Origin of the sequence: Exiguobacterium artemiae 255-15 (assembly GCF_000019905.1) — a bacterium.
Taxonomy (GTDB): domain Bacteria; phylum Bacillota; class Bacilli; order Exiguobacteriales; family Exiguobacteriaceae; genus Exiguobacterium_A; species Exiguobacterium_A artemiae.
This window is the reverse complement of sequence record NC_010556.1, coordinates 2,727,653-2,743,097: the sequence shown is the minus strand read 5'-3', so window position 1 is coordinate 2,743,097 and position 15,445 is coordinate 2,727,653. Positions and strand designations below refer to the sequence as shown.

The 15,445-nt window shown below is 48.5% G+C and carries 17 protein-coding genes; 5 read left to right on the top strand and 12 right to left on the bottom strand.

Annotated features, from left to right (window positions below):
* The first annotated feature begins 2 nt into the window (after positions 1-2).
* Together EXIG_RS13995 and wrbA are read left to right on the top strand one after the other, a co-directional pair.
* Positions 3-1,037, top strand: coding sequence for a DUF2332 domain-containing protein (locus EXIG_RS13995; RefSeq protein WP_012371622.1), 1,035 nt, complete (start codon positions 3-5; stop codon positions 1,035-1,037).
* 105 nt (positions 1,038-1,142) lie between these two features.
* Positions 1,143-1,745 carry an NAD(P)H:quinone oxidoreductase gene (wrbA, locus tag EXIG_RS13990; RefSeq protein ID WP_012371621.1) on the top strand — a complete coding sequence of 201 codons (603 nt, stop codon included), beginning with the start codon at positions 1,143-1,145 and terminating at the stop codon, positions 1,743-1,745.
* 57 nt (positions 1,746-1,802) lie between these two features.
* Here wrbA and EXIG_RS13985 read toward each other — a convergent pair whose 3' ends face one another.
* Both EXIG_RS13985 and EXIG_RS13980 read right to left on the bottom strand, forming a co-directional pair.
* Positions 1,803-3,164, bottom strand: coding sequence for an Ig-like domain-containing protein (locus EXIG_RS13985; protein ID WP_012371620.1), 1,362 nt, complete (start codon positions 3,162-3,164; stop codon positions 1,803-1,805).
* Positions 3,165-3,391: 227 nt separating this feature from the next.
* Positions 3,392-5,830 carry an ATP-binding protein gene (locus tag EXIG_RS13980; protein WP_012371619.1) on the bottom strand — a complete coding sequence of 813 codons (2,439 nt, stop codon included), beginning with the start codon at positions 5,828-5,830 and terminating at the stop codon, positions 3,392-3,394.
* 250 nt (positions 5,831-6,080) lie between these two features.
* Here EXIG_RS13980 and EXIG_RS15975 point away from each other — a divergent pair, with 250 nt between their 5' ends.
* A complete protein-coding gene (locus EXIG_RS15975; RefSeq protein WP_012371618.1) occupies positions 6,081-6,254 on the top strand; it encodes a hypothetical protein in 174 nt (57 codons plus the stop codon).
* Positions 6,255-6,306: 52 nt separating this feature from the next.
* On the opposite strand, the gene EXIG_RS13975 is transcribed toward EXIG_RS15975, so the two are convergent.
* Positions 6,307-7,320, bottom strand: coding sequence for a zinc-binding alcohol dehydrogenase family protein (locus EXIG_RS13975; RefSeq protein WP_041262048.1), 1,014 nt, complete (start codon positions 7,318-7,320; stop codon positions 6,307-6,309).
* A gap of 180 nt (positions 7,321-7,500) precedes the next feature.
* Between EXIG_RS13975 and EXIG_RS13970 the strand changes: the two genes are divergently transcribed.
* Positions 7,501-7,938 (top strand): hypothetical protein, encoded by a 438-nt coding sequence (locus tag EXIG_RS13970; protein WP_012371616.1) that lies wholly within the window; start codon positions 7,501-7,503, stop codon positions 7,936-7,938.
* A 174-nt stretch (positions 7,939-8,112) separates the two neighbouring features.
* Here EXIG_RS13970 and EXIG_RS13965 read toward each other — a convergent pair whose 3' ends face one another.
* The 4 genes from EXIG_RS13965 to EXIG_RS13950 form a co-directional block, all read right to left on the bottom strand.
* Positions 8,113-8,610, bottom strand: coding sequence for a PCYCGC motif-containing (lipo)protein (locus tag EXIG_RS13965; protein ID WP_012371615.1), 498 nt, complete (start codon positions 8,608-8,610; stop codon positions 8,113-8,115).
* Between the two features lie 93 nt (positions 8,611-8,703).
* Positions 8,704-9,621 (bottom strand): metal ABC transporter substrate-binding protein, encoded by a 918-nt coding sequence (locus tag EXIG_RS13960; protein WP_012371614.1) that lies wholly within the window; start codon positions 9,619-9,621, stop codon positions 8,704-8,706.
* Positions 9,618-10,478 carry a metal ABC transporter permease gene (locus tag EXIG_RS13955; RefSeq protein WP_012371613.1) on the bottom strand — a complete coding sequence of 287 codons (861 nt, stop codon included), beginning with the start codon at positions 10,476-10,478 and terminating at the stop codon, positions 9,618-9,620. The genes EXIG_RS13960 and EXIG_RS13955 overlap by 4 nt, the downstream gene beginning before the upstream one ends.
* Positions 10,475-11,218 (bottom strand): metal ABC transporter ATP-binding protein, encoded by a 744-nt coding sequence (locus tag EXIG_RS13950; protein ID WP_012371612.1) that lies wholly within the window; start codon positions 11,216-11,218, stop codon positions 10,475-10,477. Before EXIG_RS13950 ends, EXIG_RS13955 begins: the two co-directional genes overlap by 4 nt.
* Before the next feature lie 233 nt (positions 11,219-11,451).
* Here EXIG_RS13950 and mgtE point away from each other — a divergent pair, with 233 nt between their 5' ends.
* Complete coding sequence (mgtE, locus tag EXIG_RS13945) at positions 11,452-12,804, top strand: magnesium transporter (RefSeq protein ID WP_012371611.1); 1,353 nt, start codon at positions 11,452-11,454, stop codon at positions 12,802-12,804.
* An 87-nt stretch (positions 12,805-12,891) separates the two neighbouring features.
* Here mgtE and EXIG_RS13940 read toward each other — a convergent pair whose 3' ends face one another.
* From EXIG_RS13940 to EXIG_RS16105, 5 genes are read right to left on the bottom strand one after another with little or no spacing between them, the layout of a single operon-like run.
* Positions 12,892-13,524 (bottom strand): hypothetical protein, encoded by a 633-nt coding sequence (locus EXIG_RS13940; protein WP_012371610.1) that lies wholly within the window; start codon positions 13,522-13,524, stop codon positions 12,892-12,894.
* 14 nt (positions 13,525-13,538) lie between these two features.
* Entirely contained in the window at positions 13,539-13,865 is a 327-nt protein-coding gene (locus EXIG_RS13935) for a potassium channel family protein (RefSeq protein WP_012371609.1), read from the bottom strand.
* Positions 13,862-14,359 carry a GGDEF domain-containing protein gene (locus EXIG_RS16115; RefSeq protein WP_234944619.1) on the bottom strand — a complete coding sequence of 166 codons (498 nt, stop codon included), beginning with the start codon at positions 14,357-14,359 and terminating at the stop codon, positions 13,862-13,864. Before EXIG_RS16115 ends, EXIG_RS13935 begins: the two co-directional genes overlap by 4 nt.
* Before the next feature lie 60 nt (positions 14,360-14,419).
* Positions 14,420-15,121 carry a PAS domain-containing protein gene (locus tag EXIG_RS16110; protein ID WP_234944547.1) on the bottom strand — a complete coding sequence of 234 codons (702 nt, stop codon included), beginning with the start codon at positions 15,119-15,121 and terminating at the stop codon, positions 14,420-14,422.
* A complete protein-coding gene (locus EXIG_RS16105; protein WP_012371608.1) occupies positions 15,060-15,389 on the bottom strand; it encodes a hypothetical protein in 330 nt (109 codons plus the stop codon). The genes EXIG_RS16110 and EXIG_RS16105 overlap by 62 nt, the downstream gene beginning before the upstream one ends.
* Positions 15,390-15,445 lie beyond the last annotated feature (56 nt).

The window sequence follows — 15,445 nt, the reverse complement described above, 5'->3', positions numbered from 1 at the left end:
ACATGACAGAAACAGAACTCGCACAACGTTTTCAGACGTTTGCCGAACGGGAGTGCCACAACTCCAGTCCGTTATATGAATACTTATCATTCGAAATTGCCAAGGAACCAGGGATTCTTAGACTATGCCAGCATGCCCGCGACGGTCAGCCGGTGCCGAACCTTCTGTTCGGAGCAGTTCATTACCTGTTGTTAAAAGGCGTCAATCATCCGCTTGCCGCTTATTATCCGAGCGTGTCGAAACAGCCGAAGCCGTTTCATGATGCGTTTGCCGATTTTAAGTCATTTTGTACGACATATGAAGCCGAGTTGATTCCGCTCCTTGCGCAACGTCTCGTCCAAACGAATGAAGTCCGGCGTTGCACCTATCTGTATCCGGTCTTCAGCCAAATCCATGAGCAGACACAACAACCGCTTGCGTTGCTTGAAATCGGGACGAGTGCCGGATTACAGCTGCTGTTTGATCAATACGGTTATGAATACGGGAACGGGGAGACGGTCGGGAATCCGGCATCACGTCTTCAGCTGACATCGGTCATCGAGGGGAACGACACACCGGTCATCCCGCAGACACCGCCACCGGTTACGATGCGGACGGGACTCGATCTGAATATCGTCGACTTGAATGATACAGACGAACAGTTATGGCTGAAAGCATTAATCTGGACGGAACACCGGGAGCGGCTCGCGATGTTCGAGGCGGCAGCCGGTTATGTTGAAGAATTACCGTTGAAGCTGGTCGAAGGGGACGGAGTCCGTTTATTGCCGCACTATGCAGCACAGACACCGGACGACAGTATCCTTTGTATTTTCCATACGCATGTCGCGAATCAGATGCCGCTTGCGGTCAAAAAAGAACTGTTGCAGGTCGTCGGGGAAATCGGGCGGACACGCAATCTCTATCACGTCTACAACAATGTCCAGGACCGTTACCTGCATCTGGATGCCTACATCGACGGTGTGTTGACGGAACAGACGATTGCCGAGACGGACGGACATGGTCGCTGGTTCAAATGGCTCGTGACACAAGAAGTATAAAATTATCTTGAATTCAAAGGAAAGGCGTTACTTTATCCAAAAATCGGGAAAAGACGACATGTACATCCATCGTCTGTCACTGTTTTTGAAAAAAGGAGCGAAGTCATGTCTAATGTGAAACTGGCTGTCATCTATTACAGTTCGACCGGAACCAATCATCAACTCGCCACGTGGGCGAAAGAAGCAGGAGAAGCGGCCGGCGCTGAAGTCCGCCTTGCGAAAATCAAGGAGACGGCACCGGCAGAAGCAATTGCCTCGAATCCACTCTGGCAAAAACATACCGATGCGACACGCGACGTCGAGGAAGCGACGCCGGATCTGCTCGACTGGGCGGACGCGATCATCTTCAGTGTGCCGACCCGTTACGGACATGTCCCGGGACAATTCCAACAGTTCCTCGATACAACAGGCGGACTTTGGGGACAAGGAAAACTCGTCAATAAAGTCGTCAGTGCGATGTCGTCTGCACAAAATCCGCACGGCGGACAGGAAGCAACCGTCCTTGCCGTCTATACATCAATGTTCCACTGGGGTGCGATTGTCGCAGCTCCGGGCTATTCGGATCCGGTTCTGTTCGCAGCAGGCGGAAACCCGTACGGTACGACCGTCACTGTCGACCAGGACGGAAACATGGTCGAGTCAGTCGAACCGGCCGTTCGTCATCAGGCGAAACGGACCGTCGATATTGCAAGCCGCATCAAAGGGTAATACAAAACCGCACCATTCCGAAAAGGGATTGGTGCGGTTTTTTAGAATGATAAAATTTTACTTTGTGACTTTTGTTGTTTTGGATGTTGTTCCATATCGGTTCGTAGAATACGTTTTAATTAGCGTGCCGGCTTTTTGTTTGCTGATTTTAATTTTAAACTGTCCTTTTGTATTGGCTTTGGTTTTATATGTCTTTTTACCGATTTTAGTAGTCACAGAAGCATTCTTTTCGGTTGTTCCGCTGACGGTCGTTGAACTTGTTTTGACCGGCTTAACTGATAACGTCGGCAGTAAGTGACTGGATTTAACTTGGAACTGATAGATGCCGTTATAGTGATCGTTATGAACATGGAGATAATAAGTCCCTTTATTCAAAGACCAGGTCTGAATCAATCGTCCGGGTGAATTGATTTTTCCCCAGACATCTTTATAAAATAGATTCTCGTTCTTGGCGTTTAGCAATTCAACGGTAGCATATAAATCAACATAGGATGAAAAATCCAATGTGACGTTGCTCTTTTTCGGAACGGTGATTTTGTAGTAGTCATCCGTGTCACTCCATGAGAGTAAGCCTGTTACTTTTTTATAGAATGCGAGATTTTTAGCTTCGATGCTTCCGTTATTCGGCTCTTTCTCGTTGTTATTTGCGGCTTTGAAAGTCGCATTCACTTCATACATGCCGGTATAGTCATGATAGCCACGATCAATGAAGAAATAGTAATCTCCTTTTTCCAAATAGATGGAGTGATTCTCTTTTCCGGGAGTCAACTCAGTGCTTCTTAAGTAGTTATTCCAAATTTCTTCATTGTAAGCATCCTGTAAAGTAAGATCTGCGCCTTCTTTGATATAGGAAGAAATATCTAAAGTCAATCTTCCTGCGCTCGGTACGCTAATTTTATATACATCACGGTCATCCTGTTCGGAAATAAAACCGCGTGCTTTTTTTCCGAGCGTCAGCAATTGAGCTTCACTTGTGCCATTGTTCGGTTCGATGTCGCTTGCGTTAGATTCTTTAAAAGTCGTTGTAATAGAAAAGGTTCCCGTGCGACCTGAATAGGATTCATCTTTAATGAATAGACGGTATTTGCGTGGTTCCAAATGATAATTCTTCAATTCCCGTGTCGCTGTTTTCCCATCGCTTTGAAGGGTCAAATCCATGATTTTGTTTTCTTGATCATCAATCAATTGAAAGTCTGCTTCTTCACTGAATGATTTCAGATCGAGTGTCAATTTTCCGGATTTCGATAAGGTAAGTGTGTAAACCAGTTCTTGATGTGCTGTGAGTTTTCCGTTCGTAGTTCCGTTCAATGGTAATTTACTTTCTGCATGAACAACTGAATTTGACGGCAAAACGAATCCGATTACTAGTAAACAGATTAGTGCCGTTATTTTCATCATGTGGTGAAAGGGCATCTTCATGGTCATATCCTCCTTTATTTTCTATCGTGTTTAAGTATAACGAAAAGAAAAATATCTTTTTGTCGGTTTTACAGATAAAGGGAATTGGTTTTTGAGATAATTTGCTTTTTAATAACAATTTTCGTTTTTGTTAATGCAAAATGTGATTTTTTATTATGGAGACTTCATAAAGAAAGGTAGCTACAAAAAAACGCACCATTCCGAAAAGGAATTGGTGCGGTTTGTTGTTATAACGGTGGAGTCGGATTGAGCGGTAAGTCGACCGTAAACGTCGAACCTTGTCCTTCGATCGATTCGACATGAATCTCCCCGTCGTGGGCACGGGCGATTTCGCGGCAGATCGATAAGCCAAGCCCGGTTCCGCCGATTTGACGGGTATCGGAATTGTCGACCCGGTAGAATTTCTGGAACAGTTCACTCATCGCAGACGACGGAATTCCGATGCCGTAATCGGTCAAGGCGACCGTGACACGGTTGTTGTGTTCGGTCACACGGATTTCAATCGGTCCCCCATCCGGTGAATACTTGATAGCATTGTTGACCAAGTTTCCGAACAGTTGACGGATTTTCTTCGAATCACCGTTGATGATCTGGACGGTCTCCTCGGAGAAGATCCGGATGTCATGCGACGAAGAGGACAGACTGTGCAACTGCTTTAAGTCCTTCATCATCGCCAGTAAATCAAACGGCTCGAACGTATACTCCTGTCGATTTGCTTCCATCCGTTGAAGATCGAGGAAGTCGTTAATTAACAGCGACAGCCGTTCGGTTTCCGAATGGACGGCGGCCAGATATTTCTTTTGACGGTGTGGCGGCAAGTCCCGTTGAATCATCAGTTCCGTAAAGCCGTAGATGGAAGACAACGGAGTCCGTAATTCATGTGAAATTGTCGAGACAAGTTCGTTTTTGATCCGGTCGATTTCGACTTCATTGGTTACGTCACGCAGGACAAGCAAAATCCCGCGGAATTTTCCGCCGTAATGGATTTCTTCCGAGTATGTCTTGATGAAACGTTTTTCACGATCGATCGAAAAGGTAATACCTTCTCCGGTTTCACGATTAATGAAGGTTTGGTGCAGATATCGTTCGAATTCAGAGAGCTGATCCACGCGATTTTTCAGATAGGTGATCGAGTCATCGATTTCAATCAACCATTCTGCTTTCGAGTCGACGGCAGATGGGTGATCGAATAAATCGAGTAACGGACGATTGATTAATTGAATCGGTCCGTCGGGTTCGATGTAGACAATCGATTCGCGGATCGAGTTCAACAAGCGGGCCGTTTTTTCCCGTTCCCGTCCAATCTCGTCAAACGTCCGCATCCGGAGTAACGATAAGGCCAGCTGACGTGCAAAGGCAGCAAGCTCTTCTTGTTCCTGCGGGTCAAATGGATGATGGAGACGCATCAGGTAGATATAGGCGATGATCTCATCGGTGCTGGCATCAAGAACCGGTGTGATGGCAACCGCGCGTTGGGCAAACTGAGCGATGTGCGGCACTTTATCCTTTCGTGCGCGGCGGATGACAGGTTCGATCGTCGCAATTAAATCATCTTGTTCTTGTTCCGTCAGGCCGTAGGAAATGATATTCGTCACCGTTGTTCCTTCTTTGAAGATCAAGGAACCGTTCGTTGAATCGGTAATCTCGACCATCTTTTCGATGACGGCCGGATAAGCGGTGACTGTGTCACGGGAAGCAAGCGTTTCCGTCAGCTGATTCCGGATTTTCAAGTGTGCTTCGTTCCGTAAGGTGAGTCGCAGCGCTTGTTCTAAATTATCATTGGATGACATCAATCGGTGTTTATTGTCAGTCAGGGCCGTCGCCATTTGATGGAACGATTTACTGAGCTCACCGATTTCATCGGTCCGATTCATTGGAATCAACGGTGCGGTATGTTGTCCTTGCGCAAGCAATTTACTTTCTTTGCTAAGGAGTTGAATTTGACGTGTCGTCCGTGCAATAAACGGTCGGATGATCAACAGGATGACGAGGAACAGGACCAACAGATTGATGAGCCAGATCCATTCTGCGTATTTCGTTTGTTTGATCAGTTTCTCTTTCGCCATTTCTTCCTTCGCCTGCAGACTCGTCCGGTAACTGGTGAAGACACTTTCCATCGTATTGACACTTTTGCGCATCGTTTCACTGTTCGATGCATTCATCTTGAATTTCCGGTTCTGATCCCGCTTGATCTGCGGCATCATCGATTTTAAACTCGGCATCTGTAAAAACGTTTCATCGACAGTGCCGTCCTGTTTGGCTTTGACGTATTTAATGAGGCTCGGCATGACGAATGTCGTGTAAGACGTATAGAGGGAGCGGACATCCGACGCATAAATCTGATCGGCTTTATATTTTCCGTTTTTCTCGAACCATTCGGTTTGCTGTTCAAGAGATGATTTTTTTTCATTAATGGTTTCAAGAACGGCGTCATCACCGAAGACGATATATCCGCGCATTTCATATTGTAAGGATTGCCAATCGTCCCATAAGGACGTCGCCCGTTCCTGCCGTTCACTGATGGCATCGAGACTTGTCTTGGCGCTCATCACCTGATGATTCGTATAAAAGTAAGCGGCAATCGAAGACACTGATAACGTGATCAGGATAAGGTAAAAAGCAGACATGATTTGCCGGCTGATTTTTTGATTGAACCATTTTTTCATATGATTGTGGATGCCCCTTTGCTTCAGCGTTCCGTATTGAACATAGATGTAATTACTATACCTATTTCTTACCGTAATCGTACATTTTTTAGACTCAGAAATACAGTGTTATTAGAAAATTATCTTAAATACAAGAAATTCATACCAGAAAGTGCTAAATCAAGGGTAAGGATTAAGTTGAAGGGCAGATGTCCTTTGGCAGGGAGAATGCAGAAGTACTAACAGTTTGAAATGAAAGGGGAGAAGAAGGATGAATTATCGATTTTTAGCGGTGCTGTTCGCAGCGGATGCTGCCATCCTCATTATCGGAGGAATGTTGCTGCGCGATACATTTCAGTACGCACCGGTCATCGGCTGGGCGGGAGGACTCCTGTCATTGTTTGCGGCCATCGTCTTTTCAATGAAACGTCAAAAAAGCAGATAATCGAAAAACAGGATGTTCTTTCTCTTTTGAGAAGAACGTCCTGTTTTTTAGCTTAATGCTGTTCGACGACAATTTTACCAATCGTCTTGCCACTTTCGACGAGGCGGTGGGCTTCTTTTAAATTCTCTGCATTCAGTCCGATCAACGTCTGAGTGACGGTCGTCTCAAGTGTTTCTTCCTCGAGCCAAGTCGCGATGCGGGTCAGAATTTCATGTTGGCGAATCATGTCCGGTGTCTCGAACAGGGAGCGGGTGAACATGAACTCCCAGGCGAAAGTGGCACTCTTTTGTTGCAAAGCGCTGAGATTGAGTGCCTGGTCCGTCTCGACGATACTGCAGATAGTCCCTTGCGGTGTGATGACATCGACCATCGCATCAAAATGCTGATCGGTCGCATTCAGACAAAAAACGTAGTCGACATACGAATAACCGAGTTGTTCAAGTTGTTCCCGGAAATCTTCGTGATGGTTAATCGTATGATGGGCGCCGTGTGCTTTCGCCCAGTCGATCGTTTCCGGACGGGAAGCGGTCCCGATGACGGTCAGGCCGGCATGGTTCGCAAGTTGTGTCGCAATCGATCCGACACCGCCTGCTGCACCGATGATTAGAATCGTCTTCTCGAGATTTGATTTGGCATCAAACGTGATATGCATTCGGTCAGTTAAAGCTTCATAAGCTGTCAAGGCAGTGAGGGGAAGCGCCGCCGCCTCGCTGAACGTCAAACGTTCCGGCTTCTTCGCAACGATTCGTTCGTCGACGAGCTGGAATTCACTGTTGGAACCCGGACGGTTGATGGCGCCCGCGTAGTAAACTTCATCCCCGACGGAAAAGAGGGAGGCGTGATCACCGACTTCAACGACGACGCCGGCTGCATCATAGCCGATGATTTTCGGTTCCTGTTCGTCCGTGCCCTTAGCCCGGACTTTTGTATCGACCGGATTGACGGAAACGGCTTTAATTTCGACTAGCACATCGTGTCCTTTTGCGACGGGACGTTCCAGTTCAAGATCAATCAGACTGTCGGCTTCCGTAATCGGTAAATGTTTGTGGAATCCAATGGCTTTCATCTGTTGCATGACAAAACATCCTTTCAGAGATAAGTATCTTTTGAACTTTTCCACGCGTCATGAAAAACGAAACCCGTCTGAAATTAGAAAACCTGTTTCCATCCTGTGTGGTCCATGCGTTGAATTGGGAATTTGTAGTAGAATGCAGAGTGTAGATCTTATTAAAAGGAGTCGAATCGTATGCATGATGTCATTTCTTTTCCGGCTGCCCCGACACAATCAATCATTGAACAGTATTTAGTCCATGCGCATCCCTATCCCCGTTCGTATCAACCGGCGAAATTGATTGCGCTTCGACGGGAACGAGGGGTCATGAACCGGTTGTACCGGACAGAACGGGAACTGATTCTCTGTCCGGGCGAATCGATTGCTCCGCAAGTGCAACGTCTGTCGCTTGAGCAACAACAGCGTTTGCTCGGCTATATCGAAGCGCGGCAAAACAGTTTCGGATTTGAAGAAGCCGAGACGTACAAGTTTTATCTGCTGGAAGTCGCTTATGAATTACGTCATCTCCCGCGGACGAGTCAGCCGCTTCGGGCCCATACGTATTATCAGCTGGAGGAATTGCTGTCCGGCAAACCCTTTGTTCTCCATGCGACGGCTCGCCGGCGACGGTAAGTTTTCCTTTTCAAAAAGAGGATGACGCAAAAAAGAATCACTCGTTTTTTCACGCCCTTTCTTGTAGGAGGCGCGTGAAGCGAGTGATTCTTTTTTTTCGGAAGAAGGGTGGTAGAATTGTACGCTGTTCCAATTATCTTTGGAGACTGATTACTGAGTCAGCCGATGTTTGATTTAGAGGGCCGGAGTCGGAGTCGGTTTGGCACCGGTCTTCGCATAGGCCGCATCAATGTCAGAGCGGATTTTTTTGAACGGAGTGCCTTGTTGGTAAGCAACAATCGATTGGGCGGCGATATCGAGACACGTTCCGCACGTAATCCCGTGTGTCGTCCAAGTCGTTTTTCCGTCTGCTGTTTGATCGGCAATGAAGCAATCATAGTTACTCGTGTGTCCGGCGGATTCCCCGCACCCGCAATAACACGGCATCTTTTCAAGCAGATCCCGATGTTTGGCGACAGACAGGTAAATCGTCTGAATCGAAGAATCCGTTTCTTTTAGGAACGCCGGTGCAACGCCTGGCGACGTCGTCTGTTCCAGTTGATCGGCACTTGTGTGCGTCTCATGGGCCTCATGATTAGCATGCGAGTCGGTCTTTTGTTCCGTCTGTCCGCAGGCACCGAGGGCAAGCGTCGCCGACAGTGTCATGATCATCCATCCGGGTTTTTTAGGCATCTTCATTCCTCCATCACTCATTGATTCTTTCCTTAGTATACGGTGGAAGAATCCACGAAGGGAAAGACAGGGATGGCGATTCGATGACAGTTCTTATCGCGTTAATTGTTGTTCGATCGTATCAAAGTTCGCTTCCATCATCGTCAAGTACGTTGAACCGTCTTTTCCTTTTGCGCCGAGAGAATCGGTGTAGAGGGTTCCACCGATCGGAACACCGGTTTCGCGGGAGACGGTCTCCATACTGCGCCGGTCGACACTCGTTTCGACGAACAGCACCGGAATGTCCCGTTGCTTGATCAAATCAACGATCCGCCGGACTTGATCGGGCGTCCCTTGATTATCGGAATTAATTTCCCAAATGTAGTCGGCTTGAAAATCGTACGCGTCGCTAAAGTATTTAAAGGCGCCTTCACTTGTGAGCAGATGGCGCTTGGCTTCCGGAATCGCAGCAAACCGTTCCTTCGATTTTGTGTCGAGCGTCTTCAATTCTTTGATATAAGCCGAAGCATTTTTCTCATAATCGGCTTTATTTGCCGGATCTTCTTTAATTAATCCAGCTTTGACGTTTTCAACGTATTGAATACCGTTGCTGAGGTCAAGCCAGGCATGAGGGTCAGTTTCCTGTTCTTTTCTGGCGGCCGTCAAATACTTTGGTTCGACGCCTTTACTTAAGGCGTAGACCGGAGCATCCTTGCCGTCCTTATTTGTACTGGAGCGGAGTTTATTAAACCAGGAACCGCCGGCTTCAAGATTCAGACCGTTGTAAAAGACGACATCAGCGTCCGCCATCTTCCGGACATCGGTCGGCGACGGATCGTATTCGTGCGGATTTTTGCCGACCTTGACCATGCTGTGGACGTCGACATGTTCACCGCCGACGACACGGGTCATGTCTTCTAAAATCGAATAGGTCGTAACGACCTGCAGTTTACCCTCGTCGGCAGAATCGGGAGAACAGCCGGCCAGTAAAACAGCGAGACCGGTTAAAGGGATTAATCGTTTGAACATCATGTCGTCAGCTCCTTTTTCGCAGATTTCCATTTTCGCAGTAATCCGTGGCGCGGTGAGAAAATGAACACCAGCGCAAACAAAGCGGTCGCGACCAGGACGATCGAGGCTCCGGACGACAGATTATAGGTGAAGCTGAAATAGAGACCGACGACGGAAGAAATTGTCCCGAGACCGGCAGACAGGAAAATCATCCGCGACAACCGGTTCGTTAACAGATAGGCGGTCGCAGCCGGGGTAATCAGCATCGCGACGACGAGGATGATACCGACTGTCTGGAGAGATGCGACCGTGACGAGGGTCAGCATCGTCATCAGCAGGTAATGGATCAATCGTGTTGACAGACCGTAAGCAGCAGCCATCGTCGGATCAAATGACGTCACGAGCAGTTCTTTATAGAATAGGAAAATTGCAGCGAGCACAATCAGACCGATGGCAAGCGTCATCCACATATCGCTTGGACGGACGGCAAGGACGTTTCCGAACAGAATATGATAGAGATCACTGCTGCTGCGTAAAAAAGAAATCAGGATGATACCGAGTGCGAAGGCTGACGTAAATAAAATGCCGATCGCCGTATCATTTTTGATCCGGCTGTTTTGACTGACGAAACCGATTCCGAGTGCGGTCAAAAGACCGGTTGCGACAGCACCGATGAAGAAATTGATTCCGAGCAGATACGAGATGGCGACACCGGGCAGGACTGCATGGGAGATGGCGTCACCCATCAGCGACATCCCGCGTAAAATGATGAAACAACCGATGACCCCGCAGATGATGCCGACCATGACGGATGTCACGAGGGATTTCTGGAGAAAATCGTATTCCGTCAGAGCGTGGATGAAATCGATGATCGTCATGACGAAACCTCCACTTTCTGCAGGAAGGCAAGCGGATTGCCGTAAGCTGCTTCGATGAGATCAGCATGCAGGACGTCTTGTGGCGGACCGACCGAAATGATCCGTCGATTGAGAAGCAGCAACGTGTCGAAATAGTCGGCTGCTTTACTTAAATCGTGGTGGACGACGAGGATCGTCTTGCCTTCATCGCGCAACACTCGCAATAAATCGATGATGACTCCTTCACTGCCGGCATCGACCCCGACGAACGGTTCGTCGAGTAATAACAGGTCGGCTTCCTGCGCTAAGGCGCGGGCCAAAAAGACACGTTGTTGTTGACCGCCGGACAGTTCACCGATTTGACGGTCGGCGTAATCGAGCATTCCGACCCGGTCGAGACAGGCGCGCGCCCGCATCCGGTGCTGTTTCGTCGGCCGCTTGAACAAACCGAGCTGCGGATAACAGCCGATCAGGACAGCATCGATGACCCGAATCGGAAAATCCCAGTCAATCGCACTGCGTTGGGGAACGTAAGCAACCTGTGTCCGCGCCTGTTTCGCGGATTGACCAAGCAGACGGATTGAAGTCGCTTCTGCCGGAATCAATCCCATGATGGCTTTGATGAAAGTCGATTTGCCGGCACCATTCGGACCAATGATTCCAATGAGTTGACCGGATGTCAAGCGGACGGACAGACGTTCAAGTGCAGTCGTCTCGAAATAGGAGACGGATAATTGGTCGACTTCTACTGCATGTAGCATAAAAAAACTCCTTTCCGGTTCATGAACTTTGATTAGGTAATGAATGTTTCCTTAGAGCAACAAAAAGTGTAAAAAAAGATTTTGTTTATTGCAGTTATTATTCTTTAGACTAATAATGTTTCCTTAAGGCAAATTTTAAGGTGCGACGAAAGAAATGTCAACTGCTTTCATCAATCGCTCTTTTTGAAAGCATCGTGCTAAGATGAGAGAGGAGAAAAAGTGGGGGTGAGAGGATGAGTCAGCCGGAGGAACAGCAGTGGAAGCTGCTGTTACTGGAAGCATTGGTGAAAGAACGACGGGAAGAAGCACAGCAGGTAATCGAAGAAGTCTATCCATACGACTTAGCGAACTGGTATGGTGAACTCGGAAAAACGGAACAGGAACGGCTCCTCCGTTACCTGGATCATGAACGGTTGGCCGACGTCATTGAGGAACTGGAGATCGATGAGCAGCTTGAGGTCATACGGCGTTTAGATGTCGATCACGCGGGACACGTCATGGATTTAATGGAAAATGATGATGTGGCAGACATCCTGGAAGAACTGCCGGACGATGAAGTCGATCGTTTATTATCCGGCATGCGTCCGGATGAGGCACTTGTCGTCCGCAACTTATTGACGTATCCGGCCGAGACGGCAGGACGCCTGATGACGAACCGGTTCATTTGGGTGACGGATGAGTCGACGGTTGGCGAAACGATTGAAAAGATGCGCGATTACATCGAATACTCGGAGACGATCAATTACGTTTATGTCGTCAATCAACTGAGTCAGCTCGTAGGTGTCATTTCCTACCGTGATTTAATCCTCGCAAGTAACGACGAACGGATTGCGGACGTCATGGACCGGAAAGTCATCAGCGTCTCGTCCGAGACCGATCAGGAAGACGTCGCGAAGATGTTTGAACGCTACGATCTGGTCTCGTTACCGGTCGTCGAAGGGGATGTCCTCGTCGGATTGATTACGGTCGATGATGCCCTTGACGTCTTACGGGAAGAAGCAAATGAAGACATCGAAAAGTTGTCGGCGTCCGGGAAATCGATTGATTTTGATACGAAACCGTGGGTGGCCGCAACCCGGCGTCTGCCGTGGTTGATTTTGTTATTATTTATCGGACTCGTGTCCGGATCGATTATCAGTCAGTTTGAAGAAACGTTATCCAAAGTGGTCGCGTTGGCATTTTTCATGCCGATGATTGCCGGAATGACGGGAAATACCGGAACGCAGTCGCTGGCTGTCGTAGTCCGTGGTCTGATTACGCGTGAAGTCGACAAACGGGTCGTCACGCGGCTGATCATTCGGGAATTACGGGTCGGTCTGATCATTGGTGTGACGTGTGGGATTTTGATTGCCATCATCGCCTACGTCTGGCAGGGGGATCCGATTCTTGGTCTCGTCGTCGGCAGTTCACTGATCATTACATTGATTTTTGGAACATTAGCCGGAACGATTATTCCATTGATCTTGCACCGTCTGAATATCGACCCGGCCATCGCATCCGGCCCGCTTATCACGACGCTGAACGATATCCTGTCGCTGCTCGTCTATTTCGGGATTGCGACGGCCTTCATCAGCCGTTTGATGTAACACAAAAAAGTATCGTTCTGCCGAATCTGTCGAGATCCGGTAAAACGATACTTTTTTTGACTTTCATTTAGAAAAGAAGTTCTCGGTTCAGCGGATCCAGACGGCAAGTGGTCCAATATCATCGAAGCCGGCTTCAAGTGCCGTGATCAATTGATCGCCATACTCATAGCCGACGAGAGGCTGTCCCGGGAAGTGAGCCGAACTGAGCCGGATGATATCATCCCAGAGTCGTTCATCGAGATAATCGGACGTCAAATGCGACAGTCCGGTCGTTTGACCGTTGGAATAGGCGATAAATCCGGTCTGTTGCGCATCCGAAAAGAACAGCCGGACATCGGTCCGTTCGAACAACGTATCCGGCAAGTCGTGCGTCTCGATGAAGGCGAAGAAACGTGCCGCTTCCTCGGAAGTCGTCACGACAGTCCAGTCTGGCGGCAGCGCGCGCCGGTCAAGAATCGGCGGACGGACAATCCATTCCGCCGTGAACAGGTGTGTCAGTCCGGCAAGTGAAAAATCGTAGCTGGCGGTGCAATCCTTGATACTGTTGACACCGGTCAGATCGAGTTGCTGTTGATGCGCCCGGACCATCATTTCCGGATAGAGCGGCGGGACGTCGCCGGTCGCTTTCCAGTGATCTTCTGTTTCCGTGACGGTACATCCGTTCAGCTCGCAAATCAGACGACACCAGTCGAAGTTATTTTGAATGGCTGCTTGCCGCATGAAGGCATCTCCTTTCAGTCTTCCTGTTCCTTAATCAAGACATAGGCGAGTGTAGCAATCAATGTAAGGAACAAACCGCATCCGATCGTAATATAGGCCATCGTGAAGACTTTGCCGAGTGTCGTGACCGGAGCGAACGTCGGATGCCCGACCGTGCTCAGCGTCGTGATACAGAAATACAGCGCGTCGACGACGCTCAAATTTTCCTGGGTACTGTAAAAAATCGTTCCGGACAGCAGGGTCAACAGACACAGCATCAATAGACCGCGGAAGTAGGATAACTGAAAAGCATGGCGTAATCCTTTAAATAATCGTGAAAAAATCGCAAGCATGGAAATCATCGTGTGCCTCCTTCGGACGGTCGTTGAATCGAGTCGAGTGTATCATGAATCCGGTATCCGTTTTTACCATTGTATTTGATGTGATACATGGCCTGATCGGCATGATGAATCAAAGTATCCAAGCTGATGCCGTGATCGGGTGAATAGCTCAGTCCGATACTCGTTCGAATCTCGATCAACTCTTCCGCGAGTATAAACGGATTTTCCTGGAAGGTCTCTAAGAGCGAAGCTGCGAACCGGTGCAGCTGGTCCGGTGTCTGATTCGGCAACAGTAAAAAGAATTCATCGCCGCCGACCCGGGCAGCGAAACCGGGCGGCTTAACGGTCCGTTCAAGCAGCTGAGCCAAGTGAATCAAAAAGGCATCGCCGATTTGATGACCGTACGTATCGTTGATGCTTTTAAAGCCGTCGAGGTCAACGACGACGACCGTGACACTGTCCTGCTCGAGAATGGCTTGCCCGGCTCGTTCGTAAAAGTTACGCCGGTTGGGGATTTTCGTTAACGGGTCATGATAGGCGAAAAAGCGGATCGTCTGCTCGGCTTCCTTAAAGGACTAGATATCCCGAATCAGCAACATCCCGTGTAACTCCTGTTCGATGAAGACAAAGTCGGCGTCCATGACGACATACCGTTCCTGTTGTTCGAGCGTCAGGACCTTTGTTTCGTATTCGTTGAATTTACGTTGAGAAGCAAAGTGGACCTCATAATGCTGAAGCCAACCCTGTTGTTTTTTCTCCGGCAGGTAGTCGGCGAACGGCTGACCGGACAGTTTGTGTTCTTTCAACAATGTATGAGCCGCGGGATTCGCACTCTCGATTCGGCCGTGACGGTCGAGCAACAGAATCGCCGAAGGATTCAGATTGTACAGCGTCGCAAACCGTTTCTGGTAAGAGGCGAGATAATCGAACCGGCGCATGGCGATCGTCAGAGCACCGGCCCAAAACAGTCCGCCGTACATATAGGCGTAGGGCGGCATGACACCATAAAACGAGTTGTATCCGAAGACGATATCCCAGACGAGAACAAGGAGCGCAACACTCAACAGGACATTGATGATTCCCCGGGGCGCATCCCGCAACTGGGTCCGTGCATAAAACAGTAAACCGATCACGAGAAGGTGGAAGACGTTCCCGACAGTCATCGTGATTAAGTACGAGGCATTAAACTCCGGATAGATGAAGGCGCCGATCCGTTCAAATTGCTGACTGTTGATGACGTTCGTCTGAAAGGCATACGTGATCAGAACAATGACCATTGACACGGAAGATAAAGTGGAGCGATGTACTGAAGACGAGTAGTCCGGCATTCCCAAACCAATACGTCACGAAAGCCGGACTCATCGAGACGGGCGCAGCGTTTCGGAAAAATTCACCGAGAAACAACATTCCGTAGGCGAAAGTAAAAAGACTCAGCAGCCGGTGCTGCGAACGTTTTGGATTGCGTAACAGGATATCGACGGCCATATAGAACATGATGAACGTCGGAATCAAATAGACGGCCGTATACAAAAATAAGGGAGTCATGAAAAACCGTCCTTCTGAATGAATTTAAAGTGTTTCTTTCATTATAAAAAGAAGAA

Coding starts and splice junctions, on each gene's coding strand:
- EXIG_RS13995 (WP_012371622.1), top strand. CDS start 3: ATGACAGAAACAGAACTCGCACAACGTTTTCAGACGTTTGCCGAACGG.
- wrbA (WP_012371621.1), top strand. CDS start 1,143: ATGTCTAATGTGAAACTGGCTGTCATCTATTACAGTTCGACCGGAACC.
- EXIG_RS13985 (WP_012371620.1), bottom strand. CDS start 3,164: ATGAAGATGCCCTTTCACCACATGATGAAAATAACGGCACTAATCTGT.
- EXIG_RS13980 (WP_012371619.1), bottom strand. CDS start 5,830: ATGAAAAAATGGTTCAATCAAAAAATCAGCCGGCAAATCATGTCTGCT.
- EXIG_RS15975 (WP_012371618.1), top strand. CDS start 6,081: ATGAATTATCGATTTTTAGCGGTGCTGTTCGCAGCGGATGCTGCCATC.
- EXIG_RS13975 (WP_041262048.1), bottom strand. CDS start 7,320: ATGAAAGCCATTGGATTCCACAAACATTTACCGATTACGGAAGCCGAC.
- EXIG_RS13970 (WP_012371616.1), top strand. CDS start 7,501: ATGCATGATGTCATTTCTTTTCCGGCTGCCCCGACACAATCAATCATT.
- EXIG_RS13965 (WP_012371615.1), bottom strand. CDS start 8,610: ATGCCTAAAAAACCCGGATGGATGATCATGACACTGTCGGCGACGCTT.
- EXIG_RS13960 (WP_012371614.1), bottom strand. CDS start 9,621: ATGATGTTCAAACGATTAATCCCTTTAACCGGTCTCGCTGTTTTACTG.
- EXIG_RS13955 (WP_012371613.1), bottom strand. CDS start 10,478: ATGACGATCATCGATTTCATCCACGCTCTGACGGAATACGATTTTCTC.
- EXIG_RS13950 (WP_012371612.1), bottom strand. CDS start 11,218: ATGCTACATGCAGTAGAAGTCGACCAATTATCCGTCTCCTATTTCGAG.
- mgtE (WP_012371611.1), top strand. CDS start 11,452: ATGAGTCAGCCGGAGGAACAGCAGTGGAAGCTGCTGTTACTGGAAGCA.
- EXIG_RS13940 (WP_012371610.1), bottom strand. CDS start 13,524: ATGCGGCAAGCAGCCATTCAAAATAACTTCGACTGGTGTCGTCTGATT.
- EXIG_RS13935 (WP_012371609.1), bottom strand. CDS start 13,865: ATGATTTCCATGCTTGCGATTTTTTCACGATTATTTAAAGGATTACGC.
- EXIG_RS16110 (WP_234944547.1), bottom strand. CDS start 15,121: ATGGTCATTGTTCTGATCACGTATGCCTTTCAGACGAACGTCATCAAC.
- EXIG_RS16105 (WP_012371608.1), bottom strand. CDS start 15,389: ATGACTCCCTTATTTTTGTATACGGCCGTCTATTTGATTCCGACGTTC.